Genomic DNA, 24,965 nt, shown 5'->3' with positions numbered 1-24,965 from the left:
GAGTAAAGCCCGATGAGCAAAGGTAGAACACAGCGATTTTTAGTGGTGGGATTATTTTTAATTGGCGCAACATTGTTAGGAAAGGGACTCTATATGCAAGCTAAAGCACACTTTGCCCAGTATTTGATTGAACAGGCGTGGACTAAAACCTTAGCCGATGGACAATCTCATAAGCCTTGGTCATGGGCGGATACTTACCCCGTGGCAAAGCTGTCCATTTATCGTGAGCAAGCGGCTAATAGCGATATTGAAGCCGAGCTTAATGACAGTTTATATGTGTTGGCGGGGGCTTCAGGGCGAAATTTGGCCTTTGGTCCGAGTCTAGTATTGTCCAGCGCGCCAGCGGGGCAAAAAGGCAATACTGTGATTGCCGGACACAGGGACACACATTTTGCGATCCTCAATGGCATGGCGGTGGGGCGCCGATTATCGCTGCAGACGCTTAAGGGAAATAACATTATTTATGAAGTAGTTGCGACTCAGGTGGTGCATGAAACTGAAACGCAGTTTATGGCGCCATCCGCTGATAATCGCTTAACCTTAATCACTTGTTATCCGTTTGATGCGCTTCAAGGTGGCGCCGAACTGCGCTTTGTGGTGCAGGCGATACCGGTTGAGGATGAGTCAATGGATACGGCTAGTGCCGATGTTTCAGCTTCAATAGGGAATGGGATACAAGGGAAGGTTGCTTCTGGAACGCGCAGCTTTACTCATTAGGTCGCACGTTAATTTAAGCCTTAGCGCAATCTTCAACCAAAGCGTTAAGGCTGCTTTGAGCTAACAATGTCAACATTAATAATGTGGATTAAATCATGCTGACCAAATAGTGCTTATCAGTAACCGCCAAATGAGCGTCTTTTAATCATCCCAGCCTGAAGCCGAATCATCGGCGTCAGGCTAATTCATTACGTTCCAGTTAGCATAATCAAGCCATCACAATCAGTTGCTGATCGGTAACACACGATTTCGACCTAAACGTTTAGCGTCATAAAGTAATTTATCTGCCGCTTCAATTAATTGCATGCCCGTTTGTTTTTCTTGCCATTGGGCAACCCCAAATGAGGCACTGATATTATTGATGCGCTCGTCTTTACGTCTGTCTTTCAAACTGAGCTTTTCGAGTCCACGGCGCATGGCTTCGGCCAGTTGCCTTGCAATTCGTAACTGACTTTTAGGCACAATAATCACAAATTCTTCACCGCCAAAACGATACAGTTTCGCGCCATCGCGGCAGGATTCCTGTAGCCGTTTCGCCACGGCGCGTAACACTTGGTCGCCAAGCTGGTGGCCGTAGGTGTCGTTAAACATTTTAAAATGGTCGATATCGGCCAAGATCAAGCAGGTGCCTAAGGGCGCTTGGGCCAACATGCCGGCAAAATCGCTGTCGAAGGCGCGGCGATTAAAGCAGCCAGTCAGCGCATCGTAGAGCACATCTTTTTCTGTCTGTTCTAGCTTTTTCTTTAGCGCATCGATTTCGGTTTGCGCTTTCTGCAATTGTCCGGTAAAGAACTCAGTGCTCGAGCGAATATTGTCTGACTCTTTCACTAAACTGCGCACCAGATCGAGCACTTGCTCAACACTAAAACCCTCGTCTTCGATGCGGTTGAGCTTTTCAAAATTACTCTCGATGCGCGACTGGAATTCATTGGCATCCAGATTGGTATCTTTGAGCGATTGGGACAGCTCAGTCACCATAGCATCCAGATTCTGGCGCATTTCGCGGACATCGAGTTCAACGGGATCGGCAACATACTGGCGATATAAGAGTTCGCTACTCACAGGAGGACAAGTGTTGTACTGAGCGATAACGGTATCGAGTCGTTGATTTAATTCGGGATTCTGTTCACCAACATAAGTGTACCAAAGCGCATAGTTAACCGGGGTGGTCGGAATTTTATGTTTGAGCATCAGAGGCACTGCTTTTTTGAGATTCAGTGCAGCGGCTTGTAATAACTCTAGCGACATATTGTTACCTTACTTAATGAAAATGCACGGATATTTTAAGATTTTCGCTATTTTATTCTGTTGTTATCTGTTCAAGGCTAACCACAAGTACCTCGGCTCGATGAAGGCATGAACACCGTTTGTGCTTGGGCTGCAGCGACTCCGTTTGCGCTAAGACTTCCATCATAAACTAAAGATGATATGGTAAAGTCTATCCTTAAAATCAAATAATGATAATAACTTGGGAGAAAGTTGTGAAAAATATCATCTTAGCCACAAGTCTGATGGCCACTATCTCATTACCCGTTTTAGCTGAAACCGCATTTGTGCAAAGCCTCGATCTCGCGCAATACCGAACCGATGTTAAAACCTTAGCCAGTGATGCCTTCGGTGGACGTGCGCCTTTGTCTGAAGGTGAGACCTTAACTTTAGACTATTTAGTGAAAGCATTTAAAGATATGGGTCTCAAACCCGGATTTGGTGACAGTTATCTGCAGGCCGTGCCTTTGGCGCAAATTAGCGCAGATCAAAATATGCAGCTTGATATCGGCGGACTTAAATTTGCCAATGGCAGTGAATTTACCGCGAGAACCCAAAGAATCGCTGAAACCGTGAGCCTGAATAAAAGCGATGTGGTGTTTGTCGGCTACGGGATCAACGCGCCCGAATATGGCTGGAATGATTACCAAGGGTTAGATCTAAAAGGCAAAACCGTTATCGTGCTTGTGAATGATCCAGGCTTTGCGACTCAAGACCCTGCGGTATTTAAAGGCAATGCCATGACCTATTACGGTCGCTGGACTTATAAGTATGAGGAAGCCGCGCGTCAAGGCGCCGAGGCTGTGTTTATTGTCCATGAAACCGCGCCTGCCGCCTATGGCTGGGGTGTGGTGCAAAACTCCAACACGGGCACTAAGTTCACTCTGGTCGATGCCAAGAATAACCAAGGCCAAGTTGGCGTAATGGGTTGGGTTCAGCACGAAACTGCGCAAAAAATCTTTACTAAAGCAGGATTGGATTTTGATACCTTAAAGCAGCAAGCTGCCAAGCCAAACTTTAAGGCGATCCCACTTAAGTTGAGCGCCCAGCTCACGTTAAACAATAAAATTGAACGCGCTGAGTCCCATAACGTTGCGGCTTTACTGCCCGGCAAAATGCGCCCCGACGAAGTGGTGATGATGCATGCCCATTGGGATCATCTTGGTACTGTGATTGAAGGCGGTAAGTCAGAAATTTTAAACGGAGCTGTCGATAATGCCAGCGGTGTGGCGGGGGTTTTAGCCTTGGCGCGTTACTTCAAACAGCAAGCCAAGATGGCACCACTGGATCGCTCGGTGCTCTTCAGCGCCTTTACGGCGGAAGAAACGGGTCTGATTGGAGCGCAGCATTTTGCTCAGCATCCGAGTGTGCCAACGAAAAACATCGTCGCCTTTTTAAATATCGATGGCATGAATGTGAATAAGGGCGTGGATTACATTTTGCGTTATGGTGAAGGCGTATCTGAGTTGGAGCAATACTTAGATAACGCCGCGAAGGCCCAAGACCGTTTAGTTAAAGGTGATCCAAGACCGCAGAATGGGTTGATGTTTAGATCGGACCACTTTGCGCTGGCACAACAAGGTGTACCTGGATTGCTATTTATGAGCCTTGGGGATACCGATCCTGATTATATCGCCCATAAATATCACAAGCCTGCCGATGATTATGATCCAAGCTGGAATTTAGGTGGTGTAAGCCAAGATCTAGATCTCATCGCCAGTATGATTACCAGCTTAGCCAATAGTACCGATTGGCCCAATTGGCTTGAGTCATCTGACTTTAAAGCCAAGCGCGAGCAAGATGGGCGTAAATAGTGTTAATGAGTTGAATTATGAGGGCGCCAGTAGGTGCCCTTATTTTTAGCACTGATTTTAGCTGGGGATTGAGCGATAGTTTAGCTAGGCGTAGCGATTTAGTACAATAAAGTCTTAATAGAATGTGTTTGAATTAAAAAGAATAACTGATGGAAAGCATAGGGCCGATAAAGCTGTAATAGATATTGTAATCGGCGATTTGAGTGTCTTTATTCGGCGAGTTTTGGGCGATATCCACATCAACTTTGTAGTAGTTATAGGCCACACTCATACGCCAGTTTTGGGTGATTTGTGCATCAACACCGACTTTAATATCAACGAGCTCGCCTTTTACATCATTGAGTGTGATGTAGAAATACTGTGCATGGCTGGTGACTTGCCAACCGGGAACAAATTCATACTGACCATAAATACCAAAGTCCGGCAGTGGTGCAGTGACATTTTCATCAACAATACGCGGGATCGCTTGGCTACCACAGACGTTATTGAGTAATTCTGACGAAGCGCAAACCCCAATCACACCTTCAAAACCTGTCTTGATAAACATAGTGTGCAAACCAAATGACAGACCCACATCATAGTTACTGCCTTGAAAGACATCATAACCATAGCCTAAACGCAGTACATCGATGTTTAGGGTTGAACTGAGCTTACCGCCGGCTTTGATATCGTAAATGGTGTCGTTGATTTCGAGCTGGAAGGGTTTGGCTAAGGCTTGGGTATCGGCGCTGCGGTGGAGTTGTTTCCAGTCGAGGTAGATATTGTGCCGCTCGTTGAAGTGATAATTTAACTCGATAAAAGGCAGGAATTCGTTTTCAGCGAGTTTGAGATCAGATTCATAATCTAAGGTGAAGTTATTACCCGAAACTGGGTTAGTGACTTCCATATTGGTGTCTGATTGCGAGTAGAAGCCGCCTAATTGAATAGTAAAGTCATCGGCTTGCACTTGAGTGCTGACGAGTGACGCTATGATGAGGGGTAACAGGCGAATCGACATGTTAAGGAGTAACTCCAGCATTATTCTTATTATGTTTAGCGATAAGGTCAGACTTTAGTGCCATAAAAAATCGACATTTGGAGTTTAACAGCAAATTTCGCGATGTGAATAAAATGTTTTAAAAAATGCAAAAATTTGTGATTTAAAACAAAAGTAGGACTTATTTTAGCGGCATTGAATGAAATTTGAGCGAAACATCACATCAATTGTGGATTGAAGGCTAACGCAAACGGTAAGGGAGGGACTGGTGCTACCTAGAAATGACTTCAGTATTGCAGCTTTGCTTGTGGCGCGAGATGCCAATGGATGTGAAACATGATAAATGGGGGATAGTAATCAATTTAAGAATATCTAGCGGCGTGATACCGCTAGATATTGATATTATATCGCTGGTTCGCTATTTAGGCTCGATAACGGGCGTCACAGACGTTTCTACATTGTCAGTAATGACCACTTTGGGGCTACTTGGCTCATCTTTATTAAACATGCCTAAACGGATGCGAATAAAGTGTAAAATTTGCGCGGCAATATCCACATTCAAACAGGATTCTAAGCCTTCAAATCCTGGGGATGAGTTTGCTTCGCAAATTTTGTAATGGCCGTTATCAAACAATAAATCGATACCCGCAACATCGAGATCGAGAATATTGGCTGTTTGCGTGGCAAGCCATTCAATTTCAGGAGTGATCTGAAATGGACGCGCTGAGCCGCCGGCACTGACATTGGCTTTAAAGCTGTCTTCTTGACCACGCCTTTCGTAGCAACCTGCAACACGACCACCGATGGTAAATACTCGAAGATCGCGGCCATGGCTGTTAGCGATAAACTCTTGCAGAATAATGTTAGCGTTTTTGTTGGTCGCTTCAATTAACTGCATTAGATCGTCAAATTCACGTGCCTTATGGGATAAAAACACACCGCTGCCCTGTGAGCCAGAAAGCGTTTTAATCACCACAGGAAAGCCGAGATGGCGCTCTACGAGGGCTATATCAACGGGGAACTTAACCAACATAGTTTTAGGCGTAGGCAAATTCTTCTCGGCCAACAATTGCTGGGAGAATAATTTGTCTTTAACGATTTCAATGGCTTTAGAAGGATTGAGGCAATACACCCCTAATCTTTCTAAGTGGCGAATAATGGCTAAGGCAAAGTAAGTTGTGCCTGATCCCATTCGCGGAATAATAAAATCGGGCAGCTCGACGGCTTGCCCATTCAATAAAATACTCTTGTTATCTTCTCTGGTGACAGTCAGATCAAATTCATCAGGTGCGTAAACTTCCAACTGTATGTTGTCGGCTTTTGCTGCCGCCAGTAGACGCTCAATTTCATACCATTCAGGTTTTAGCTGAGTCGCGGTTTCTTTATATAAAATCCAACCACGCATTTAGTAGCAAACCTTAATCTTCATTCTTTATCCTCGGGTTCAGGTTCATCCTGAACATCATCTTCAATATCAAATACAGCCTCGGCCTCAACTTCTATCTCGGGCTTGGTTGCAGGCAAATGCACTGTACCAACCACGGCATAAAAGGGTTTCCCCATGGCGAGCCTGCGATACTTTACCCAGATCTGCTCTAACAAGCTACTGGGCGCGATATTTCCTTTGGCGACTTCCACAAATTGGGCTTCATCGGAGGTGCAGGGCAAGGTTTTACCTTCGGCTAAATTCTTCATTGCATGACCATGCAATTCAAGCAGTTCAGCTTCCTTATTAGTAAAATCGCCGCTTCGTTTGAAGCCTTTGGGGAAATTCGCGTCGTCGTAGAAACGTTTTTGCGAGACAAAACTGGCAGCAGCTGAGCCGTTAAACGTCTCAGAACCCTTGTTAGCGTTTAAAAAAGACTGTTCAGACATGGCAGATACCCTCTAGTTTTTGATATACAAAGATTTGCAACTGGAGTATTGGCTAGTATTATTGATTTATAAATCAAAAAAATTTGCCTATGTTGGTCAAGAATTTTTATGGATACCGATTTACTGAAAACCTTTCTTGAAGTCTCCCGTACTCGCCATTTCGGTAAAGCGGCCGAGAATCTGTATCTCACGCGCAGTGCTGTGAGTTTTCGAGTCAAGCAGCTTGAAAGCATTTTAGGCGTCGCGCTGTTTGAGCGGCAGCGTAATAACATTCAGCCCACACCCGCAGGCGAGCGCATGCTTGGCCATGCCGAGGCGGTATTGACTGCGTGGGAGCGGGCTAAACAAGATGTTTCCCTTAGTCAGTTACAGTCGACTCAGCTTGCCATTGGTGCAGGGCCGAATATATGGGATGCCTATTTGCAAGGTTATTTACAGGGATTGCACGTGGGGCTGCCCGGCGTTGCGCTGCGCACCGAAGTGCTGCCTGCCAATGCGATGACGCGCCAATTAATGGACCGCACCCTCGATATCGCGATTTCATTCGATCCGCCAAAGCTTGATCAATTTGAATTAGTGCAGCTAGGGCAAATTAATTTGTTGTTGGTTTCGAGCCTAAAAGGTCAAACGGTGAATGCCGTGGTGCCGGGGCAATATGTAAAAGTGGATTGGGGGACGGCGTTTAATATTGTTCATGCGCAAGAATATGCGTCACTGCCTGTGCCAACACTGCACACGAGCTCTGCGCGTATCGCCTTGGATTTCATCTTAAATAATGGTGGTTGTGCTTTCTTACCCGAGCATTTGGTGCAGCATGCTTTGCGCAGCGGCGAATTGCATCACGTCTGTGGCGCCAGCGCCATTTCAAGAAATGTGTATGTTGCCTATTGGGCGGAAAATGATCGTTTAGCCCAGATCAAACAAGCCATCGACTTTTTAAGGGACGATGGCTCAGTGTTTGCTCATGCGACTATCTAAAACGTCTGTGTTAAAACACCAGTGGCGCCAATACGACCAGCCAAGTTAATCCACACAGCGCAAGACTCATAAACACGGCAGCCGAGGCAATGTCCTTGGCTTGGCCGCTTAGTGGGTGAATTTCACTGCCGACACGATCGACCACAGCTTCAATCGCCGAGTTTAAAAGCTCAACAATCAACACAATAAACAGTGTAAAAATCAGCAACAAACGTTCAATCGTGCTGATATCAACCCACAAAGCCACGGGTAACATGACGATGGCCAACATTAATTCCTGTCTAAAAGCGGCTTCGTGGACCCAAGCGGCCTTTAAGCCCTTCATCGAAAATCCCGTCGCTCTGAAAATGCGCTTAATACCGTGATTGTTGGCTGGTTTCATAGTGTTTCCAATAGACATTAGCGACAACGCGCTGAGGTGTTGCTCATTCAAACAGGTTTGATAAAACCAACTGTTGTGGATTTTAACATTTGACTGAGTCAATAAATTTGGCCGCAGTATAGCCCGAGATGAAAAGCGCATAAACAATTAACTGAGTAAAATCGTCATCAACATTCGTTGTTAACTTAGGCGCTTAGTGACTTGCGACGCTATTTTAGTGCAACTTTAGCTATGGGTTCTAAGCTTAATGAAGGATATATTGTCAGAGTGAGCAAGGGAATGACTCATACCAACCCGTTACAAGATTTAACATTTTATCGGTTTATCCGCTTTCGGTTTTTCAAACAACGTCTGCTCTTACTCAGTCTACTGATATTCGGTTGTTTAGCCCCAGTGACTTATGCACAAACCTCACCACCTTCGATACAGTTGGCAACCGAGTTTGATGCCCAGCAAGAGATTCATATTCAGGACTTTTTGATTAGCGAAAAACTCGACGGGGTGCGAGGTTACTGGAATGGTCAGGCACTATTGACTCGGCAAGGTAATCTTATTGCTGCTCCAACTTGGTTTATCGCGAATTTCCCGAATTATCCCCTCGATGGTGAATTATGGCTTGGGCGAGGCCAGTTTGAGGCGATGTCGAGCATAGTTCGACAAACCTCAGCCAAGGATGATGACTGGCGCAAAGTGCGATTTATGGTGTTCGATGTCCCTAAGGCGGGTGGCGACTTTCAGCATCGCTATCAATTTGCGTTGACCGAATTAAGTGGTAAATCGCATTATCTTGAAGTCATAGCGCAGTTCCAAGTGGACAGTCTTGAAGCTCTGTATCAAAAACTCGATAGCTTAGTTGCTAAAGGTGCTGAAGGATTAATGCTACATCGCAGCTCCGCGATGTATGTCAGTGGCCGCAATCCTAATTTGATGAAATTAAAACCCTATTATGATGCTGAAGCGACAGTGATCGGCCATATACCAGGGAAAGGTCAATTTGCAGGGCAAATGGGCGCAATAAGAGTGCAAACCCCAGACGGCCGGATTTTCAACATAGGCACAGGTTTTAATCTCGCAGAGCGCCAACATCCTCCCGCAGTGGGTGCAATCATCAGCTATAAATATCTGGGTCTTACCGTAAATGGCTTACCCAGATTTGCCTGTTTCCTGCGGGTACGCGTCGATTTAGATGAGAGTAATAAAGTCATTTCATCGCAAGAAGGAAACTAGCGGGCAGTTCTGCCCGCAATACTAGCTCCGCTAGTATTTAAATTATTACTCGTAAAAAGTGACTGTAGTAAGTAGTTGTTCACTATAACTAAAAATATCGTCTACTGAACTAATGGGATGACGAGTTTCATTTTTATTAGCATCCATTAATCCAAGGTATTTTTGTTTAGCATTAAAGTGCAATCGACATAAAGGCTTACGATTGTTGTCATCTAGTAACACACCAAAGTAGCTTTGTGTATCTCTCGCAATAATTCTATTTACTTCTAATTTTTGTCTCAAGATGGCTTTAATAATATTGAAACCTTCTATTTCTTCATCTGTTGTAATGACTTTAATTTTTTCGTCATCGGAAATTATTAAAGACTCGCTTGAGTTTTTATCTTCAATAACTGGCTTATCTCCACCAATAGCAGATTTTAATCGTTCATTGATACTGTCGCTTAGAAATTGTCTTAGTGCTTTATGCGTAATCTCTGCGAATTGGTGTTTCACTTTGGGTGTGAGAACACCATCGTAGGCTCTTGAGGCAAAAAAGCGGATGAATTCGTCCTCAGGTTCTTTAAACTGCTCGCTTATGATACGTTTTATTTGGCTTAAGTACTTAAGTTCACCTGCTGCACTTACGATGGAATCTACATCGAATGAACTTTTAGTGAGTTTCTTTACTTCAGGAATTAAATGCTCGTCAATATTTTCCAGATCTAGTGTAAGAAATGGTTTTTCATCCATTTTATTTGGAGCATCTAGGTCGGTATAGAACTGATACTCAGTGCCATTTGTCAAAATGGCAAGACGGGCGTTCGTTACTGAAAAATAACGAAATAGCTGAGCAGCATGTTTTATTGATAGTTTTTCGTTGTACTTTTTACATTCTATCAGTATTTGTACTTCGCCATCTTTCATTAAAGCATAATCTACTTTTTCACCTTTCTTACAGGCAGTATCGGCAGTAAATTCCGGAACAACTTCATTGGGATTGAATACGTCATATCCCAAAACTGTATGCAGGAAGGGCATGATTAAGGCATTCTTTGTCGCTTCTTCGGTTTGAAGGCTACTAGCAATTTGTGGGATACGTTTAGAGAGAACATCAATCCTTTCAATAAAATCCATTTCACATTTCCTCTTGTTGTACTCTGTTGCTTATTTTTTATTCCAGTGAATTTGCAGCGGTTTGTAAGTTCATAATCGTTTAAACCGTACATGCAGTTATAAACCTAGCCGATAAAAGAACCATATCAAGTGAAATTATTAGTTTTTGTGGTATTTATCTAGTATTTACAAGTACGGCTGAAGATTTATTAAATAGACCACACATGAATTGTTAAGCAGATACTGAGTGATACCACTTGAGTTCAATGTGTTGCCCCTTATCATATATACAAATCATGTCATATAGAGTGTATTGTAAAAGCATAAAGTGTGATAAGTGGCTGCGCGACAAGTCGAACATGATGTTGATAACCTAGCGAATACTGGCGTATCACGATGAACGTTAATGTATAAATTAAAACAAACCTTCCATATTTACTGATTAATTGGCAATGATTTCACTCCTATGTCGCCTTAATTTGACAACTCAGGCACAAAGCACATTTAATCAATTAATCATGACGATGGATAAGCTTTGACTGTTGAAGGATTGAATGAAATGAAAGAGGCGAGAGTGCAACGCATATTAATGGTGTGTATGGGCAATATCTGCCGCTCACCGACGGCAGAAGCTGTGTGTCGCTTTAAGGTTGCGCAGCGCAGGCTTAATATTGAGGTGGACTCTGCGGGTACTATTGGTTATCACCAAGGGGATAGGCCTGATAGCCGTGCTATGGCGGCGGGGAAAAAGCGGGGTTTTAGTTTCGATGGAATGCGGGCACGGCAGGTTGTGGATGTCGACTTTGAACACTTTGATTTAATTTTGGCGGCGGATAAGGCCAATTTAGAGGATTTGCGTAGACGTTGTCCGCTCGAGTTTCAGTACAAGTTACAGTTAATGCTCTCCTATGCGGATACGCAAGTCACAGAAGTGCCGGACCCTTACTATGGTGGCGAGCAGGGCTTTGAACTGGTGTTGGATTTATTAGAGCAGAGTATGGATGCCTTGCTCGATAAGCTGGCATCAGGTGCACAAAAGTAGTTCCACGTGACAGTATTTGTTAACGTAACATCTCCGTTTATGTAATAAAAAAGCCAGCATATTCAATATTCTGGCTTAAATGTTAAGCTTGATGAATTAACGTAACGATCATAAACATAAAGTCATTAGCACTTTATCTTCAACACACTCCGCGCGTTATTTTCAACGCTCGCAGAGTCGCAAGCTGATTTAGTCGTTATGGCGTTTGCCTGAACGTTTCAGCTTTTCATTAGCCAGTTTGGCTTCTTTCTCGGCTTCTTTTATGGCCATGATGCGGGCGACTTCAATCTTCTCAAGCTCGGCCATCGCTGGCGTTTCTAACGAAAGGAGGCCGATTTTGCCTGAGCGGTATTCATGCAGCAATAACTCAGATGCCTTGTGCATATCAATGCGACCACCGGGACGTAGTGCGCCACGTTTACGGCCAATCGCTTCGAGTAAAGCCACATCATCCTTTGGTAATTCACTGAGGTTGTAGCGCTCACAAATCTCTTTTGGATAAGCGGTTAAGAAATACTTAGCGGCGAACAGAGCCACATCTTCATATTCCATTGCGGTATCTTTAATGGCGCCAGTGACGGCGAGGCGATAGCTGCTGGCTTCGTTATCTACTTTGGGCCACAAAATCCCTGGGGTGTCCGAGAGCACGATACCGTTACGTAAATTGATCCTTTGCTGGGTTTTGGTGACCGCAGGTTCGTTACCGGTTTTGGCGATAACACGGCCAGCTAAGGTATTGATGATGGTGGATTTCCCTACGTTGGGGATCCCCATGATCATAGTGCGAATGTCTTTTTCGGTTTTATCGCGACTTGGCACTAACTTACGGCAGATATCAGGGATCTTTTTCACCATTGCCGCTTGCAGTGTGGTGATCGCCGTGGCTTTTACGCCTTGTTCGCGTTCTAAGTATTCAATCCATCGCGCAGTGATCTCTGGATCGGCCAGATCAGATTTATTGAGCAGTTTGATACAAGGTTTGTCGCCTCGAAGCTGAGCCACCATGGGGTTTTCGCTACTGTAGGGAATACGCGCGTCCAGCACTTCGATAACAAGATCGACCTGAGGCATTGCCTCTTCAATCTCTTTGCGTGCCTTATGCATATGCCCTGGATACCACTGAATTGCCATGATAACGCCTTGTCCTAAATAACTTAAAGAATGGCTATTCTACCTTGAAGGTGGCGAATGTCATAAAAAAAGCGCCCTAAGGCGCTTTAATCGCTTAATCCTTGACTGTCTCTTGCGATTATCTCTCGGATTAATGGGCGGTATTAAGGGTTAAATAACGCCAAGCTCGCGCAGTCTTTCCATCAGATAACTGTCGGCGGTATAACGCTCAGACAGCACGACAGCAGGGTTTGGATGTAAAAACAACGGCAAAGAGATCCTTGGTTTGGTTTTATCCGTACCTTCAGGATTGATGACGCGATGTGAGGTCGATGGGAAATAGCCGCCAGACGCTTCCTGTAGCATGTCACCGATATTGATAATTATGCTGCCAAAATCGCTGGGGACATCTAACCAAGTGCCATCTTTGGCTTTCACTTGCAGCCCAGGCTCATTGGCTGCAGGTAACACAGTGATAAGGTTGATATCTTCGTGGGCTGCAGCGCGAATGGCGCCCATTTCTTCACTGCCTGTCATCGGTGGGTAATGCAGAATGCGCAACAAGGTTTTTTGGCTGTTAGCGATCATTTCTGGCAATGGCATTGAAAACTTGGCTTTTACGTCTTCTGGAGAGTAGGTTTCAATCCACTCTAAAAGCTCAGCGGCCAACGCGTTGGCTTTGTCATAATAGGCGAGAATATTGGCACGCAGTGAATCGGGGATCCGGCCCCAAGGGTACACGTGGTAATACTCTTTAATGTCTTTGACTGTGTTGCCTTTGGCAGTTTCAGAAATCGATGCGGGGAAGAAACCGTCGTGGGTTTCTTTTTTGAACATATAGTCGTTTTTAGCTTCTGAGTTAAAAAAGGCTTGCCACTCGGTGTAGATGTCTTCAACTAAGTGCTTATCAATCGGATGATTAGATAAAACACCAAAGCCAGTTTCCCTAAGTGATTCAACGAATTGCTGGGCACTGTTTTCAGCGCGGTAATCAATGGTTTCTAATTTCATTGTGGTTTCTACTTGTTATATTTAGTTGTAATTTGACCCGTTGCAAGTGTAGCCGTGCGCTGGAGCGGGTGCAAATACTCAGCGAGGGTGAGTGAGAGCAACTGCTGTATTTTCCGTCACTTATGCTGTCGCTTAATGAGCAATGATTTAAACGCATAGATTAGGACTGACTTAAGTGGCAAGATTTTAGCCGTTAAACCCGTTAGTATGGGCTATTGGATTTGTTGTTATGGATTGATGTCGGCCGCATTTTGAAGCCGAGCGCAAGAAATCTTGCTTGGAGTGGGTCTTATGTTGGCTTTTTATGGATCAGCTCCTTAATCAACTGAATGAAGAGTATCAAAATAGACAACGACGTGAGTCGAAAGGGCATTAATATGAACAAACTGACCGATTTTGAACGCTATGTTATCGAAGAGAAAGGCACTGAACGCCCCTTTAGTGGTGAGTATTATGATCATGATGCCAAGGGTTTGTATTTATGCAAAAAATGCCATGCGCCCTTGTATCGTTCTGAGCATAAATTTAATGCCCATTGTGGTTGGCCAGCCTTTGATGATGAAATTGCCGGTGCCGTAACGCGCCATGTCGACGCCGATGGCCGCAGAACCGAAATTGTCTGTAGCCAGTGTGGCGGCCATTTAGGCCATGTTTTTGAAGGTGAGATGCTAACCCCCAATAATATTCGTCACTGTGTTAACTCCGTTTCTATGGTTTTTAAAGGGATGGATGATGCTGTTGAACCTGCATCGAACAGCTTTGCAACTTTTGGCGCTGGGTGTTTTTGGTGCGTCGAGGCGATCTTTCAAAGCCTAAAAGGCGTGGTGAATGTCACTTCTGGCTATGCTGGCGGTGATGCCCATGATGCCGATTATAAATCCGTTTGCTCGGGCCAAACTGGCCATGCAGAGGTTGTGCATGTCGAGTTCAACCCAGAGGAAATTGATTTTACGACGCTGTTGCAGGTCTTTTTTGAGAGTCATGATCCGACCACGCTCAATCGTCAAGGCAATGATAAGGGGCCACAATATCGCTCTGTGGTGTTTGCCCATAATGCCGAGCAGATTGAGCAAACCACCGCTATGTTGACTCAGTTAGCGGCGGCTAAGGTTTTTGATGCGCCGATTGTGACCCAAGTGTCAGCGTTTGAGACGTTTTATCCCGCTGAAAATTATCACAATGATTACTTTGCTTTACACGGTGAGCAACCTTACTGTCAGATGGTCGTGCGCCCTAAAGTCGAAAAAGTGAAAGCCTTGTTTGCACGATTGCAAAAAGCCTAATTAATTAAGTGCAGGATGTTAAATACAAAAACGCCACCGATAAAGGTGGCGTTTTTTATAGATTTTTTAATGTCCGCAACGGTAGTTAACGAGGTAACTATCTACTCTCGGCTAACCACTGGGCGTATTGTTTGGTGTAATAGCTGACAATCAAATCCGCTCCGGCTCGCTTTAAGCCGACAAACGTTTCTGTCACCACTGCACGCTCATCCAACGCGCCTGCAAGGGCGGCAAACTTGATGCCTGCATATTCGCCGCCGACTTGATAGGCTGCGAGTGGCAAGTGGGTTTCTTGTCTTAAACGGCTTAACACATCCAAGTAGGGCGTACCGGGTTTAACCATCAGAATATCGGCGCCTTCGGCTTCATCTAATGAGGCTTCTAACAGGGCTTGGCGACCGTTGGCATAATCAAGCTGATATCCCTTGCGGTTACCACTGAGTTCACAATCGACCGCCGCTCTGAAAGGACCGTAGAAGGAAGAGGCGAATTTTGCCGAGTGTGCCAGAATCGCCACATGCTCAAAACCTGCGGCATCAAGCCCTTGGCGAATGGCTTTTACTTGACCGTCCATCATGGCCGATGGCGCTAGCATGTCGGCGCCCGCTTTAGCGGCAGTGACTGATTGCTTAACTAAATTTTCGACGGTGAGATCGTTGCAGACTTCATTATTGTGCACCACGCCGCAATGGCCGTGATCTGTGTATTCACAAAAACAAATGTCGGGGATCACCATCATCTCTGGCACGGCGGCTTTAATGGTGCGCACCATGCGGGCGAGCAAGCCATTGTCATCCCACGTGTCGCTGCCTTTATCATCCTTAGTGTGCGAAATCCCAAAGGGCATTACATAACGGATCCCGAGGGCGTAAAGTTCGCGCACTTCATCCGCCAGTGCACTCTCTGGTAACCGGCTGATACCAGGTAGCGTGGAGATAGGCACTGCGTGGGTGATGTGCTCTTCAATGAACAGGGGATGGATGAGATCGCTTAACGAAATATGGGTTTCGCGCAACAGATCGCGCATCGCTTCTGAACTACGTAAGCGTCTTAGGCGACGCAATGGAGGCGTGTTTAACATGAAATATCCTTATCGAAGGCGGGTTAGTGCAATCGTACAATAGTAAAGGAATGGCAAGGAATGAATTCAATCCAGACTTGTCTGCTCTGACAAGCAAAGTTGAAAAAGTTTCCCCAAGCTGGCGGTATTCCTTAATGAGTTTATCGATCATTGACTTAGATCACATAAATCCATCAAGTCCTGATTTGCTACTGGATATCATGCGGGCGCTATTTTAGCTGACTTGCTTGCTTAGCCCTTTGTTTTCGGGCATTTGATGTTATTATTTGCGCCAGTTTACTCATGGCATATTCGCACAATACCGAAATGGTCAACTTGATGCGAAATCTTGCCCGCTAATCCGGTTTTGAAATGACAATAACACACGAACACTCTGCTTGTATTCTTGCCTTAGACACTTGTACCGAATCCTGCTCAGCTGCGCTGCAATATCAAGGTCAGATTTATGCTGAACTTGCCGATGCGCCGCGTGAGCACAGCCAGCGTCTGTTGCCTATGGTCGATTCAGTGCTCAAGCAAGCGGGCATTAGCTTAGATAAAGTGGCGGCGATCGCCTATGGTCGAGGTCCTGGCAGTTTCACGGGGATCCGTATTTGCACTAGCATGACTCAAGGTCTAGCGCTGGGGTTAGATTTGCCTGTGATTGGTATTTCAACCTTAGCGGCAATGGCACAAATGGCCATTAGCGAGCATCAAGCCGAGCAAGTGCTGTGTGCCATTGATGCGCGCATGGGCGAAGTGTATTGGGGGCAGTTTGTGGCCGTCGATGGTATTGCGACATTAGTCGGTAAAGAAGTGGTCAGTGCACCTGCCAAAGTACAACTTCAGCTTGATACTCAAGCGCCCATAGTGGCTTGCGGTACAGGTTTTGATGCGTATCCGGATTTACTGGCACTCGGCAAGGGGATTTTAGCTCTCGACGCCGTGAAATATCCCGATGCAAGGGCTATGCTGATATTGGCTGAGACAGGTATCAAAGCAGGGCTAACAACCTCGGTCGATGAGCTTGAACCTGTGTATTTACGTGATACAGTCACATGGAAAAAGTTACCCGGTCGTGAATAAGCTGTTCTTTGCCTGAGTATCTGCGATAGAATCTCAGGCAATTAATGCTAAGCATTCTTTACGATGAATGGCTTAACGATGAATAGTGCAAACTTAAGGCTTCTTGATGCAAGTTAATGTGAATCAAATGAGTTTGACGAATGCTGTAGCGAGTAATAGACCCGCTATCGCTCAGGGGCTAACCGCGCCTGAATCGTCACGCCCAGTGATTGAGCAAGATGCCGTCGAAGCCCTTAGTTTAGAAACCCAGCCTAAAAGTAAAAGCGCAGCGGGAAATTTACAGTCAAGGCTCGGCGCCCACCTAGAGTATGAGCAAGACACGCGTGGCCATCAGGGGGCGATAGCCCAATATTTACAAACTCAACATGCCGCCAAACGCGATGAAATTCAGCAAATGGTTGGCGTGGACTTGTATGCTTGAACATCAACAAAAGCCTCCCCGTTCTACCTCGCGATTTTCCTCTTCTAAATTAACAGGTTTAGCCGCCAGCGGTGTGCCAAGCCGTGGCTTGTTTATCATCGAGCTGGTGGTGGCGTTACTCATCACTCGCATTCCCTATTTAAGCGTGCCGTTTAAATGGCTTGAAAGCTATTTCCATGAATTGTCCCACGGCATTGCGACGATATTAAGCTCGGGTGTGGTCAGCCATATTCAATTGTTTCCTAACGGCGCAGGCTTTTGTTTTAGCCAAGGCGGCTCGCCGATGTTGATTGGTTTTGCTGGGTATTTTGGCGCGGCCTGTTGGGGATATTTAATCTACTTGCTCGCGACTTGGCCAAAAGGGATCCGCGTGAGCTTTGCCTTGCTGGGCGCTTTAGTGGTGCTAAGCGGCTTGCTTTGGGGAAGGGATATCCTCACGCTGGCGATTCTAGCCGTACTCACTATTATTTTGTTGTTACCGCTTAAACTCAGTCAAAACAAGATGCTGACCCAGTTTCTACGTATTATTGGCTTGATGATTATGCTCAATGCGCTGGCAAGTCCAACTGTGTTGCTCGGGCTTGATGGCCAAGGTGATGCGGTGATGTTGGCAGAACGTTCTTGGATCCCCGCGTGGATCTGGGTGGGACTTTGGTTATTAACCAGTGCCTGCGCCTTGTATTTTGCGTGGCGCCGTGTCGATAACGCTGCAAGTCGTTAGTCATCAAGGTTAATTAATACCTCAGGCGTATTGTGTTTCCTCTGGCTTTTTTCCGCTTTGCGCTTTATTGGTTTAGCTAAAGGTGAATTGACTCATCACTTTGAGCCATAACCACTTATGTCACTCAAACCTAGATTTTACGACTTCTATTCCTTGGATTTTTGGCCATTGGCTGCTAGCTTAAGCCTTCGGTATCCATGGAGAATTACAATGAAAAAAGTCACCTTAGTTGCCAGTCTACTGCTTGCTGGTTTATGTTCGAGTGTTACCTACGCCGATGAAAGTTTAGATAAAGTCTTAAAAAGCGATTTTCGTCAGGCTAAAAATGCCAGTCGTGACGTTTATCGTCATCCCGCTGAAACCTTAAGTTTTTTTGGCATTACCCCAACACAAACTGTGATTGAACTCTGGCCAGGTAATGGTTGGTATAGCGAAATATTAGGGCCTTATTTAGCCAAAGAAGGCCAATATATCGCCGCCAGTTTTGAAACCGCTCCCGCGACGGACACGCCTGGAAATCGCTATCGCGCTAATGCCGGCACTAAGTATGAAGCGTGGATGACGGCCAATAAAGACGTCATGGGCAATGCCAAAATGGTCACTTTCGATCCCCCAAATAAGATGGATTTAGGCGCCGATGGCATTGCCGATCTGGTATTAACCTTCCGTAATCTTCATAACTGGGCATCAAGTGATCAGTTAGAGAATGTGTTTGCCGCGTCATATAGAGTATTGAAAGACGGCGGTGTCTTTGGTGTGGTGGAGCATAGAGCCAACGAAGGGATGAATTTTAGCACTGGCTATATGGACCAAGCGGCCATGGTTGCTCTAGCCAAAAAAGCCGGTTTCACCTTAGTTGAAAGCGCCGAAATCAATGCGAACCCCAAAGATACTAAGGATTATGCCAAAGGTGTTTGGACGCTACCGCCATCCTTTGCTTTGGGTGACACGGATAAAGAAAAATTCCAAGCGATCGGTGAAAGTGATCGTATGACACTCAAATTTGTCAAAAAATCATCTTAATTACCTGACATCAGAGGCATTATGTGGCAATCTCTCGCCCCCCAAAATCAAATCGAATTTGTATTACCTCATATTAAGGTCGCGGGCCGATTATGGGGGGCGAAGGACAAACCTTTACTGCTGGCCTTACATGGCTGGTTAGATAATGCCAACAGTTTTGAACCCTTAGCTGCGCATTTACTCGATTATCAAGTGCTCGCGATTGATTGGCCTGGACATGGCTTTTCGGCGCACAGGCCGGGGCATTATCCGCTGCATTGGATTGATTACTTGTATGATTTGGATGCACTGTTAACGGCATTATCGCAAAAGCCTGTGGCCATGGTGGGGCATTCACTCGGTGGCATTATTGCCTCGGCGTATACGGCGACCTTTCCTGAAAAGGTCAACAAGGTGGTATTGATTGAAGCGTTAAGTCCTTTGTCAGAGTCGCCAACGCAGGCGAAAGCACGATTAAGGAAAAGCTTCTATCAACACGAGAAGTATTTAACCCAGAAGCATGGGCAGGCAAAAATTTACGACAGCATAGATACCGCTGTACGGGCGAGGGCTCATTTAACAGGACTTGCCGAACCTTGGTGTCGTCTGTTGATCGAGCGCAATATGCAGCCCGAAGGTGAGGGCATAGGTTGGCGCAGTGATCCTCGATTGAGATTAGATTCACCCCAGCGGTTAACTTTTGCTCAAGTTGATGCCTTGATGCAGGACATCAATATTGAAACCTTATTAGTCTGTGGTAAACAAGGATTTAGCCAGTTGCAGACCGCCATACCTAAGGCGCGAACTTGGTTCAAACATTTGTCTGAACATATAATTGAGGGCGATCACCATGTGCACATGGACAATGCCGAAGGTGTCGCGCGCTTGATCCGCGAATTCGTTAAATAGGGTGCTTTTACTGCCCTAAAAAAGACGCTAGGTTTTTTGTTTTTTTTATGTGATGATGATCAAAATTAAAACGCTCGTATGATTTATGACGAGTCAATCAATAACTATAAAATGTAAGCCGGTATTTTAACTCGGTATTTATCGAGTCTTGACGCTTGTATGGATATTGTTTCCGCAGTTGTGGGGATTTAGGAGAGAGTAGTGGATCAGCCTTGGATTAATCATTTGCCAAAAGATGTGCCTGCTGAAATTAATGTGGAGCAGTACTCATCGCTTGTTGATATGTTCGAAACAGCGGTGGCTAAGTATGAAGACCAACCTGCATTTATCAACATGGGTGCCACGCTAACCTATCGTAAATTGGAAGAACGCAGCCGTGCATTCGCCGCGTATCTACAAAATGAATTAAAGCTTGAAAAGGGCGATCGTGTCGCCTTGATGATGCCAAACCTGTTGCAATACCCGATTGCACTGTTTGGGGTTTTACGTGCCGGTATGGTGGTCGTTAACGTTAACCCGCTATATACCCCGCGCGAACTAAAACATCAGTTGATTGACTCGGGCGCCAAAGCCATAGTTGTAGTGTCAAACTTCGCCCGCACCTTAGAAGAAGTGGTCGAACAAACGCCCGTTGAAAGCGTCATTATCACCAGTTTAGGTGATCAATTAAGTGCACCAAAACGCACCTTAGTGAACTTTGTGGTGAAGTACATTAAGAAACTCGTCCCTAAATACGACTTACCCCACGCACTATCTATGCGCGACACCTTATCAACCGGTCGCCGCATGCAATACATCAAGCCTGAAGTCACTAACGACGACTTAGCGTTTTTGCAATATACAGGCGGCACAACTGGGGTGTCTAAAGGGGCGATGTTGACCCATGGCAATATAGTCGCCAACGTATTGCAGGCCGATGGCGCTTATTCGCCCGCCTTAAACGATGGCAGCGAGTTTGTGGTAACGGCCTTGCCGCTGTATCACATCTTCGCATTGACTGTGAATTGCCTGCTGTTTTTGCACAAAGGCAGCCAGAACTTACTCATCACCAATCCCCGTGATATCCCAGGATTTGTGGCCGAGTTGAAAAAGTATCCTTTCACTGCATTGACTGGGGTAAACACCTTATTTAACGCGTTAGTGAACAGTGATGATTTTTCCCAGTTGGATTTTTCGCGCTTAAAACTCTCTATCGGTGGCGGCATGGCGGTACAAAAAGCCGTCGCGGATAAATGGCAAGCCATCACTAAGACCCGTTTACTCGAAGGTTATGGTCTGACCGAAGCCTCACCTTTATTAACCTGTTGTCCATATAATTTAGATGGTTACAACGGTTCAATTGGTTTCCCTGCACCTTCGACACTTATTCAAATCCGTGACGATGACGGCAAGGTATTAGCCCAAGGCGAAACCGGTGAACTGTTCGGTAAAGGTCCTCAGGTAATGAAAGGCTATTGGCAACGTCCTGAAGAAACTGCCAAAGTGATTGATACCGACGGCTGGTTAGCCACGGGCGATATTGGTTACATGGATGAGAAAGGGTTCTTCTATATTGTCGATCGTAAGAAAGACATGATCTTAGTTTCAGGCTTTAACGTATTTCCTAATGAAGTCGAAGAAGTGGTCGCACTGCATCCTAAAGTGATTGAAGTGGCTGCTGTTGGTGTACCAAACGACGCCAGTGGTGAGTTAGTGAAGGTATTTGTGGTGGCAAAAGATAAATCTTTAACCGCTGAAGACATCATTAAGCACTGCCGTATTCATTTAACGGGATATAAAGTACCGAAGCTGGTAGAATTTAGGAACGAGTTACCTAAAACCAACGTGGGTAAAATCTTGCGACGAGAGCTTAGAGACGAAGCTAAGCGCGCGTAAGATTGAAGCCGGCATTTGCCGGCTTTTGTTTTTATGGACTGTGATTGACCCACAGGATCTGGAGAAGAATTTGTCAGCGTTTCAATATGTGAGTGATGAAGCAAGCCTTAATGCCCTCGTTGCCCAATATAAACAGAGTAAGATACTCGTGTTAGATACCGAGTTTGTTCGTACTCGTACTTATTATGCCAAGTTAGGTTTGATCCAAGCCTATGATGGTAAAACCTTAGCTTTGATTGATCCGGTGGCTTTACCTGATTTAGCCCAGTTTTGGGCGCTGTTATCGGACCCGAATATCATTAAGCTTGTGCATTCCTGCAGCGAAGACTTAGAAGTGTTTGCCCACTACGGTAAATGTCAGCCTACGCCTTTGTTTGATAGCCAAATTGCCGCCTCTTTGTGTGGTATGGGCCACGGTGTAGGTTATGCCAAGTTAGTTGAAACTTGCCTTGGTGAAGTAATCGATAAAGGCGAGTCGCGTACCGATTGGATCCGCCGTCCTTTAACGGAAGCCCAGTTAAGCTACGCCGCTAATGACGTCTTGTACTTGTATCAGCTCTATCCTCAACTGGAAGCGAAACTCAGCGCCCAAGGGCGTTTAGCTTGGTTATACGAGGAAGGGGAAAGGATGACTCAGGGCAGGCTTGCCGATCCTGATCTCGACACGGCTTATTTGAAAGTGAAAAATGCTTTCCAACTGACCGAAATCCAATTGGCTTACCTTAAAGTGCTTGCCAAGTGGCGTCTTGAAAAAGCGTTAGTGCGTGATCTCGCCTTAGGTTTTGTGGTCAAAGATCATGGCCTTATCGCATTAGCGAAGAAGCAACCTAAATCCTCGGCTGACTTGTTTAAGCTCAATGATTTGACTGAGCAAGAAAAACGTATCCACGGCAAAGATCTATTACGTGTGCTGCAAACCGCTGATTTGGTCAATTTACCCGAGTTAGTGGATGTGCTGGCGTTGAAGTCGGGTTATAAATCGGCCTTTAAGGCGATTAAAAGCTGCTTAGTTGAGTTATGCGAACAGCATGATGTGCCGCAGGAAATGCTCGGTTCTAAACGTCATATCCATGAGTTTTTGCAATGGCGTTGGGATAAGCAACAAGGGGATTTGCCCGCGGTGTTATGCGGATGGCGGGGCGAGATTGCCGCTGAGTCCCTAGCTAAGCTTGAGGTCTAAAGCTTTTGATCTAGTATTTAAATCTTGCGCGTGAAGTCTTGTACTTTATGCGCAGTATTTAAAACTTACCGATAGCGGAAAAACAGCCAACAAAAAGCGTCGTCTTCTTCAGAAGATGACGCTTTTTGCGTAATCGACTTATCTGTCAGGCAAAGTGACGTTAAGTTCGAGTACCGACAGGTTCGCGTCGTTTTGATCTAACTGCACAGAAACTTGATCATCAGAAATCTGCACATATTTGCGAATAACGGCGATGATCTCTTGTTTCATCTGCGGGAAGTAATCGGGAGTGTCCCTTTGTCCACGTTGATGAGCCACAATGATCTGTAGGCGCTCTTTAGCCATTACCGCAGTGCTAGGCTTTTTCTTGCTTTTGAAATAGTCGAGTAAAGACATAATTAGCTACCAAATATCCGTTGTAAGAAACCTTTCTTTTCTTCCGTAATAAAGCGTACTGGGACATCTTCGCCCAGTAAACGTGCAACTGTGTCACTGTAGGCTAAACCTGCATCACTTTCTTGATCGATAATCACAGGCACGCCTGAGTTAGAGGCTTTCAGTACCGATTGTGACTCAGGGATCACGCCAAGTAACTCAATGGCCAGAATTTCTTGAACATCATCAACACTCAACATTTCGCCCGATTTTACACGGCTCGGTGAATAGCGAGTTAGCAGTAAGTATTCTTTGATTGGCTCAAGGTTTAGCTCGGCGCGGCGTGATTTGCTCTGCAGCATTCCTAAAATACGGTCTGAGTCGCGTACTGAACTGACTTCTGGGTTAGTGGTCACAATGGCGATGTCGGCAAAATACAGTGCCATCATAGCGCCTTGCTCAATCCCCGCAGGTGAATCACACAGAATAAACTCAAAGTCTTTGGCTAAATCGTCCAGCACACGGCCGACGCCTTCTTTAGTCAGCGCATCTTTATCGCGAGTCTGTGAAGCGGGTAATACGAATAACTTGTCGCAGCGCTTATCTTTGATCAGCGCTTGATTTAAATTGGCTTCACCATTGATCACATTGACGAAGTCATAAACCACACGACGCTCGCAACCCATGATCAAGTCTAAATTCCGTAAACCAATATCGAAATCGATAACGACTGTCTTGTGTCCTTGCATGGCAAGACCGGTCGCAATCGCAGCACTCGATGTGGTTTTACCTACGCCGCCTTTACCTGAAGTGACAACAATAATTTGTGCCATGTTTCTCTCTATCCTTTGTTCTGCCATTTAGAGGGGCAATGATTCAACCATAAGCGACTCACCGTCTAGGCGAATGCAGCCGCTTTTATCTGAGCTATGTTGTTGTAGATTTTCAGCGAGCCAATATTGCCCTGCTATTGAAACGAGTTCGGCTTCCAGAGAGTGGGCTATGATGACGGCACTGGTATCGCCCGACGCGCCTGCCATGGCTTTCCCTCGCAATGCGCCATAGATATGAATGCTACCATCTGCGATGACTTCTGCGCCATTGCCTACCGCACCAAATATGATTAAATCACCATTTTTTGCGTAGACTTGTTGGCCTGAACGAATATTTTGCTTCACTATCTTAGTTTGGCGCGGTGCAGGCGGTGGCGTACTACTCTGTTTTCCGGCTTTGACTATGGCAAGGCCTAAGTCTTTAGCCTGTTTACTGAGTACGGTTGTCGCGCCCGTTATGCCAACAATCACTAATTGACGTGAGATCAGCAGATCCTTTAACGCACTTAAATTTAAGCTGTCGTGTTGGATCGCACTCAGATTGACGACTAAAGGAGCACCCAGAAAAAACTGAGGAGCTTGTGCCAACTTACTGTCTAATTCAGTCATGACAGCTTGTAAATCGCTGCTATTAATATGAAGCACTGAAAGAGTAAAAGAAGCGCCTTTTAACTCTAAGCTAGGTTTTGACATCCCGGCACTATTCTCCAGAAATCATCAGTCGGTT

At 45.5% G+C, this 24,965-nt stretch carries 25 protein-coding genes; 13 read left to right on the top strand and 12 right to left on the bottom strand.

Annotated features, from left to right (window positions below; all coding sequences use genetic code 11):
- Nucleotides 1-12: 12 nt before the first annotated feature.
- A complete protein-coding gene (locus OX890_RS13975) occupies nucleotides 13-717 on the top strand; it encodes a class GN sortase (protein ID WP_268649424.1) in 705 nt (234 codons plus the stop codon).
- Nucleotides 718-939: 222 nt separating this feature from the next.
- On the opposite strand, the gene OX890_RS13970 is transcribed toward OX890_RS13975, so the two are convergent.
- Nucleotides 940-1,965 carry a GGDEF domain-containing protein gene (locus OX890_RS13970; RefSeq protein WP_268649423.1) on the bottom strand — a complete coding sequence of 342 codons (1,026 nt, stop codon included), beginning with the start codon at nucleotides 1,963-1,965 and terminating at the stop codon, nucleotides 940-942.
- Between the two features lie 209 nt (nucleotides 1,966-2,174).
- On the opposite strand from OX890_RS13970, the gene OX890_RS13965 reads away from it, so the two are divergent.
- Nucleotides 2,175-3,797: a M28 family metallopeptidase gene (locus tag OX890_RS13965; protein WP_172599590.1), complete on the top strand. Its 1,623-nt coding sequence runs from the start codon at nucleotides 2,175-2,177 to the stop codon at nucleotides 3,795-3,797.
- Nucleotides 3,798-3,930: 133 nt separating this feature from the next.
- Here OX890_RS13965 and OX890_RS13960 read toward each other — a convergent pair whose 3' ends face one another.
- The 3 genes from OX890_RS13960 to OX890_RS13950 all read right to left on the bottom strand — a co-directional run bounded on the left by OX890_RS13960 (nucleotide 3,931) and on the right by OX890_RS13950 (nucleotide 6,648).
- A complete protein-coding gene (locus OX890_RS13960; protein ID WP_126492112.1) occupies nucleotides 3,931-4,794 on the bottom strand; it encodes a DUF481 domain-containing protein in 864 nt (287 codons plus the stop codon).
- A 397-nt stretch (nucleotides 4,795-5,191) separates the two neighbouring features.
- On the bottom strand, nucleotides 5,192-6,178 hold the full coding sequence (locus OX890_RS13955) for an ATP-grasp domain-containing protein (protein WP_011846616.1): 987 nt from the start codon (nucleotides 6,176-6,178) through the stop codon (nucleotides 5,192-5,194).
- A gap of 20 nt (nucleotides 6,179-6,198) precedes the next feature.
- Nucleotides 6,199-6,648, bottom strand: a complete 450-nt coding sequence (locus OX890_RS13950) for a DUF413 domain-containing protein (protein ID WP_126492111.1) — start codon at nucleotides 6,646-6,648, stop codon at nucleotides 6,199-6,201.
- A 108-nt stretch (nucleotides 6,649-6,756) separates the two neighbouring features.
- Between OX890_RS13950 and hdfR the strand changes: the two genes are divergently transcribed.
- Entirely contained in the window at nucleotides 6,757-7,626 is an 870-nt protein-coding gene (gene hdfR, locus OX890_RS13945) for an HTH-type transcriptional regulator HdfR (protein WP_126492110.1), read from the top strand.
- 10 nt (nucleotides 7,627-7,636) lie between these two features.
- Here the strand turns inward: hdfR and OX890_RS13940 are convergent, their stop codons facing one another.
- The gene (locus tag OX890_RS13940; RefSeq protein ID WP_006086380.1) at nucleotides 7,637-8,008 is read right to left on the bottom strand and encodes a diacylglycerol kinase; all 372 of its coding nucleotides are present in this window, start codon (nucleotides 8,006-8,008) and stop codon (nucleotides 7,637-7,639) included.
- 279 nt (nucleotides 8,009-8,287) lie between these two features.
- Between OX890_RS13940 and OX890_RS13935 the strand changes: the two genes are divergently transcribed.
- Nucleotides 8,288-9,235 carry a DNA ligase gene (locus OX890_RS13935; protein ID WP_268649422.1) on the top strand — a complete coding sequence of 316 codons (948 nt, stop codon included), beginning with the start codon at nucleotides 8,288-8,290 and terminating at the stop codon, nucleotides 9,233-9,235.
- A 45-nt stretch (nucleotides 9,236-9,280) separates the two neighbouring features.
- On the opposite strand, the gene OX890_RS13930 is transcribed toward OX890_RS13935, so the two are convergent.
- Nucleotides 9,281-10,351 carry a type I restriction endonuclease gene (locus OX890_RS13930; protein WP_006086382.1) on the bottom strand — a complete coding sequence of 357 codons (1,071 nt, stop codon included), beginning with the start codon at nucleotides 10,349-10,351 and terminating at the stop codon, nucleotides 9,281-9,283.
- A 538-nt stretch (nucleotides 10,352-10,889) separates the two neighbouring features.
- Between OX890_RS13930 and OX890_RS13925 the strand changes: the two genes are divergently transcribed.
- The gene (locus tag OX890_RS13925) at nucleotides 10,890-11,372 is read left to right on the top strand and encodes a low molecular weight protein-tyrosine-phosphatase (protein ID WP_126492108.1); all 483 of its coding nucleotides are present in this window, start codon (nucleotides 10,890-10,892) and stop codon (nucleotides 11,370-11,372) included.
- Between the two features lie 189 nt (nucleotides 11,373-11,561).
- Here the strand turns inward: OX890_RS13925 and ylqF are convergent, their stop codons facing one another.
- Together ylqF and OX890_RS13915 are read right to left on the bottom strand one after the other, a co-directional pair.
- Nucleotides 11,562-12,503, bottom strand: a complete 942-nt coding sequence (ylqF, locus tag OX890_RS13920) for a ribosome biogenesis GTPase YlqF (protein WP_126492107.1) — start codon at nucleotides 12,501-12,503, stop codon at nucleotides 11,562-11,564.
- Nucleotides 12,504-12,653: 150 nt separating this feature from the next.
- Nucleotides 12,654-13,493 (bottom strand): isopenicillin N synthase family dioxygenase, encoded by an 840-nt coding sequence (locus tag OX890_RS13915; protein WP_126492106.1) that lies wholly within the window; start codon nucleotides 13,491-13,493, stop codon nucleotides 12,654-12,656.
- Between the two features lie 377 nt (nucleotides 13,494-13,870).
- Here OX890_RS13915 and OX890_RS13910 point away from each other — a divergent pair, with 377 nt between their 5' ends.
- On the top strand, nucleotides 13,871-14,776 hold the full coding sequence (locus tag OX890_RS13910; protein WP_006081352.1) for a bifunctional methionine sulfoxide reductase B/A protein: 906 nt from the start codon (nucleotides 13,871-13,873) through the stop codon (nucleotides 14,774-14,776).
- A 97-nt stretch (nucleotides 14,777-14,873) separates the two neighbouring features.
- Here OX890_RS13910 and hemB read toward each other — a convergent pair whose 3' ends face one another.
- Nucleotides 14,874-15,857, bottom strand: coding sequence for a porphobilinogen synthase (gene hemB / locus OX890_RS13905; protein WP_012088999.1), 984 nt, complete (start codon nucleotides 15,855-15,857; stop codon nucleotides 14,874-14,876).
- A 351-nt stretch (nucleotides 15,858-16,208) separates the two neighbouring features.
- On the opposite strand from hemB, the gene tsaB reads away from it, so the two are divergent.
- From tsaB to rnd, 7 genes are all read left to right on the top strand, one after another.
- Nucleotides 16,209-16,922, top strand: coding sequence for a tRNA (adenosine(37)-N6)-threonylcarbamoyltransferase complex dimerization subunit type 1 TsaB (gene tsaB / locus OX890_RS13900; RefSeq protein ID WP_126492105.1), 714 nt, complete (start codon nucleotides 16,209-16,211; stop codon nucleotides 16,920-16,922).
- 106 nt (nucleotides 16,923-17,028) lie between these two features.
- Nucleotides 17,029-17,343, top strand: coding sequence for a hypothetical protein (locus tag OX890_RS13895; protein ID WP_006081355.1), 315 nt, complete (start codon nucleotides 17,029-17,031; stop codon nucleotides 17,341-17,343).
- On the top strand, nucleotides 17,336-18,064 hold the full coding sequence (locus OX890_RS13890; protein WP_006086386.1) for a M50 family metallopeptidase: 729 nt from the start codon (nucleotides 17,336-17,338) through the stop codon (nucleotides 18,062-18,064). Before OX890_RS13895 ends, OX890_RS13890 begins: the two co-directional genes overlap by 8 nt.
- A 210-nt stretch (nucleotides 18,065-18,274) precedes the next feature.
- Complete coding sequence (locus OX890_RS13885; protein WP_126492104.1) at nucleotides 18,275-19,087, top strand: class I SAM-dependent methyltransferase; 813 nt, start codon at nucleotides 18,275-18,277, stop codon at nucleotides 19,085-19,087.
- Between the two features lie 21 nt (nucleotides 19,088-19,108).
- On the top strand, nucleotides 19,109-19,975 hold the full coding sequence (locus OX890_RS13880) for an alpha/beta fold hydrolase (protein ID WP_126492103.1): 867 nt from the start codon (nucleotides 19,109-19,111) through the stop codon (nucleotides 19,973-19,975).
- Between the two features lie 201 nt (nucleotides 19,976-20,176).
- On the top strand, nucleotides 20,177-21,850 hold the full coding sequence (gene fadD / locus OX890_RS13875) for a long-chain-fatty-acid--CoA ligase FadD (protein ID WP_006081359.1): 1,674 nt from the start codon (nucleotides 20,177-20,179) through the stop codon (nucleotides 21,848-21,850).
- Between the two features lie 70 nt (nucleotides 21,851-21,920).
- On the top strand, nucleotides 21,921-23,030 hold the full coding sequence (gene rnd, locus OX890_RS13870) for a ribonuclease D (protein WP_006086390.1): 1,110 nt from the start codon (nucleotides 21,921-21,923) through the stop codon (nucleotides 23,028-23,030).
- A gap of 138 nt (nucleotides 23,031-23,168) precedes the next feature.
- On the opposite strand, the gene minE is transcribed toward rnd, so the two are convergent.
- From minE to minC, 3 genes are read right to left on the bottom strand one after another with little or no spacing between them, the layout of a single operon-like run.
- Entirely contained in the window at nucleotides 23,169-23,426 is a 258-nt protein-coding gene (minE, locus tag OX890_RS13865) for a cell division topological specificity factor MinE (protein ID WP_006081361.1), read from the bottom strand.
- Between the two features lie 2 nt (nucleotides 23,427-23,428).
- Nucleotides 23,429-24,238, bottom strand: coding sequence for a septum site-determining protein MinD (minD, locus tag OX890_RS13860; protein ID WP_006086391.1), 810 nt, complete (start codon nucleotides 24,236-24,238; stop codon nucleotides 23,429-23,431).
- 27 nt (nucleotides 24,239-24,265) lie between these two features.
- Nucleotides 24,266-24,931, bottom strand: a complete 666-nt coding sequence (minC, locus tag OX890_RS13855) for a septum site-determining protein MinC (RefSeq protein ID WP_268649421.1) — start codon at nucleotides 24,929-24,931, stop codon at nucleotides 24,266-24,268.
- Nucleotides 24,932-24,965 lie beyond the last annotated feature (34 nt).

The sequence above is a fragment of the Shewanella sp. DAU305 genome (assembly GCF_026802235.1).
GTDB lineage: Bacteria > Pseudomonadota > Gammaproteobacteria > Enterobacterales > Shewanellaceae > Shewanella > Shewanella baltica.
This window is presented reverse-complemented; position numbering and strand designations above follow the sequence as displayed.

Excerpts from the sequence above, each read along its gene's own strand:
- OX890_RS13915 (WP_126492106.1), bottom strand. The coding sequence starts at position 13,493 with ATGAAATTAGAAACCATTGATTACCGCGCTGAAAACAGTGCCCAGCAA.
- hemB (WP_012088999.1), bottom strand. The coding sequence starts at position 15,857 with ATGTTAAACACGCCTCCATTGCGTCGCCTAAGACGCTTACGTAGTTCA.
- OX890_RS13895 (WP_006081355.1), top strand. The coding sequence starts at position 17,029 with ATGCAAGTTAATGTGAATCAAATGAGTTTGACGAATGCTGTAGCGAGT.
- OX890_RS13965 (WP_172599590.1), top strand. The coding sequence starts at position 2,175 with ATGATAATAACTTGGGAGAAAGTTGTGAAAAATATCATCTTAGCCACA.
- minD (WP_006086391.1), bottom strand. The coding sequence starts at position 24,238 with ATGGCACAAATTATTGTTGTCACTTCAGGTAAAGGCGGCGTAGGTAAA.
- OX890_RS13975 (WP_268649424.1), top strand. The coding sequence starts at position 13 with ATGAGCAAAGGTAGAACACAGCGATTTTTAGTGGTGGGATTATTTTTA.
- OX890_RS13935 (WP_268649422.1), top strand. The coding sequence starts at position 8,288 with ATGACTCATACCAACCCGTTACAAGATTTAACATTTTATCGGTTTATC.
- ylqF (WP_126492107.1), bottom strand. The coding sequence starts at position 12,503 with ATGGCAATTCAGTGGTATCCAGGGCATATGCATAAGGCACGCAAAGAG.
- OX890_RS13970 (WP_268649423.1), bottom strand. The coding sequence starts at position 1,965 with ATGTCGCTAGAGTTATTACAAGCCGCTGCACTGAATCTCAAAAAAGCA.
- OX890_RS13940 (WP_006086380.1), bottom strand. The coding sequence starts at position 8,008 with ATGAAACCAGCCAACAATCACGGTATTAAGCGCATTTTCAGAGCGACG.
- OX890_RS13925 (WP_126492108.1), top strand. The coding sequence starts at position 10,890 with ATGAAAGAGGCGAGAGTGCAACGCATATTAATGGTGTGTATGGGCAAT.
- OX890_RS13885 (WP_126492104.1), top strand. The coding sequence starts at position 18,275 with ATGAAAAAAGTCACCTTAGTTGCCAGTCTACTGCTTGCTGGTTTATGT.
- OX890_RS13910 (WP_006081352.1), top strand. The coding sequence starts at position 13,871 with ATGAACAAACTGACCGATTTTGAACGCTATGTTATCGAAGAGAAAGGC.
- tsaB (WP_126492105.1), top strand. The coding sequence starts at position 16,209 with ATGACAATAACACACGAACACTCTGCTTGTATTCTTGCCTTAGACACT.
- OX890_RS13880 (WP_126492103.1), top strand. The coding sequence starts at position 19,109 with ATGTGGCAATCTCTCGCCCCCCAAAATCAAATCGAATTTGTATTACCT.
- OX890_RS13950 (WP_126492111.1), bottom strand. The coding sequence starts at position 6,648 with ATGTCTGAACAGTCTTTTTTAAACGCTAACAAGGGTTCTGAGACGTTT.
- minC (WP_268649421.1), bottom strand. The coding sequence starts at position 24,931 with ATGTCAAAACCTAGCTTAGAGTTAAAAGGCGCTTCTTTTACTCTTTCA.
- OX890_RS13930 (WP_006086382.1), bottom strand. The coding sequence starts at position 10,351 with ATGGATTTTATTGAAAGGATTGATGTTCTCTCTAAACGTATCCCACAA.
- OX890_RS13960 (WP_126492112.1), bottom strand. The coding sequence starts at position 4,794 with ATGTCGATTCGCCTGTTACCCCTCATCATAGCGTCACTCGTCAGCACT.
- minE (WP_006081361.1), bottom strand. The coding sequence starts at position 23,426 with ATGTCTTTACTCGACTATTTCAAAAGCAAGAAAAAGCCTAGCACTGCG.
- OX890_RS13890 (WP_006086386.1), top strand. The coding sequence starts at position 17,336 with ATGCTTGAACATCAACAAAAGCCTCCCCGTTCTACCTCGCGATTTTCC.
- hdfR (WP_126492110.1), top strand. The coding sequence starts at position 6,757 with ATGGATACCGATTTACTGAAAACCTTTCTTGAAGTCTCCCGTACTCGC.
- OX890_RS13955 (WP_011846616.1), bottom strand. The coding sequence starts at position 6,178 with ATGCGTGGTTGGATTTTATATAAAGAAACCGCGACTCAGCTAAAACCT.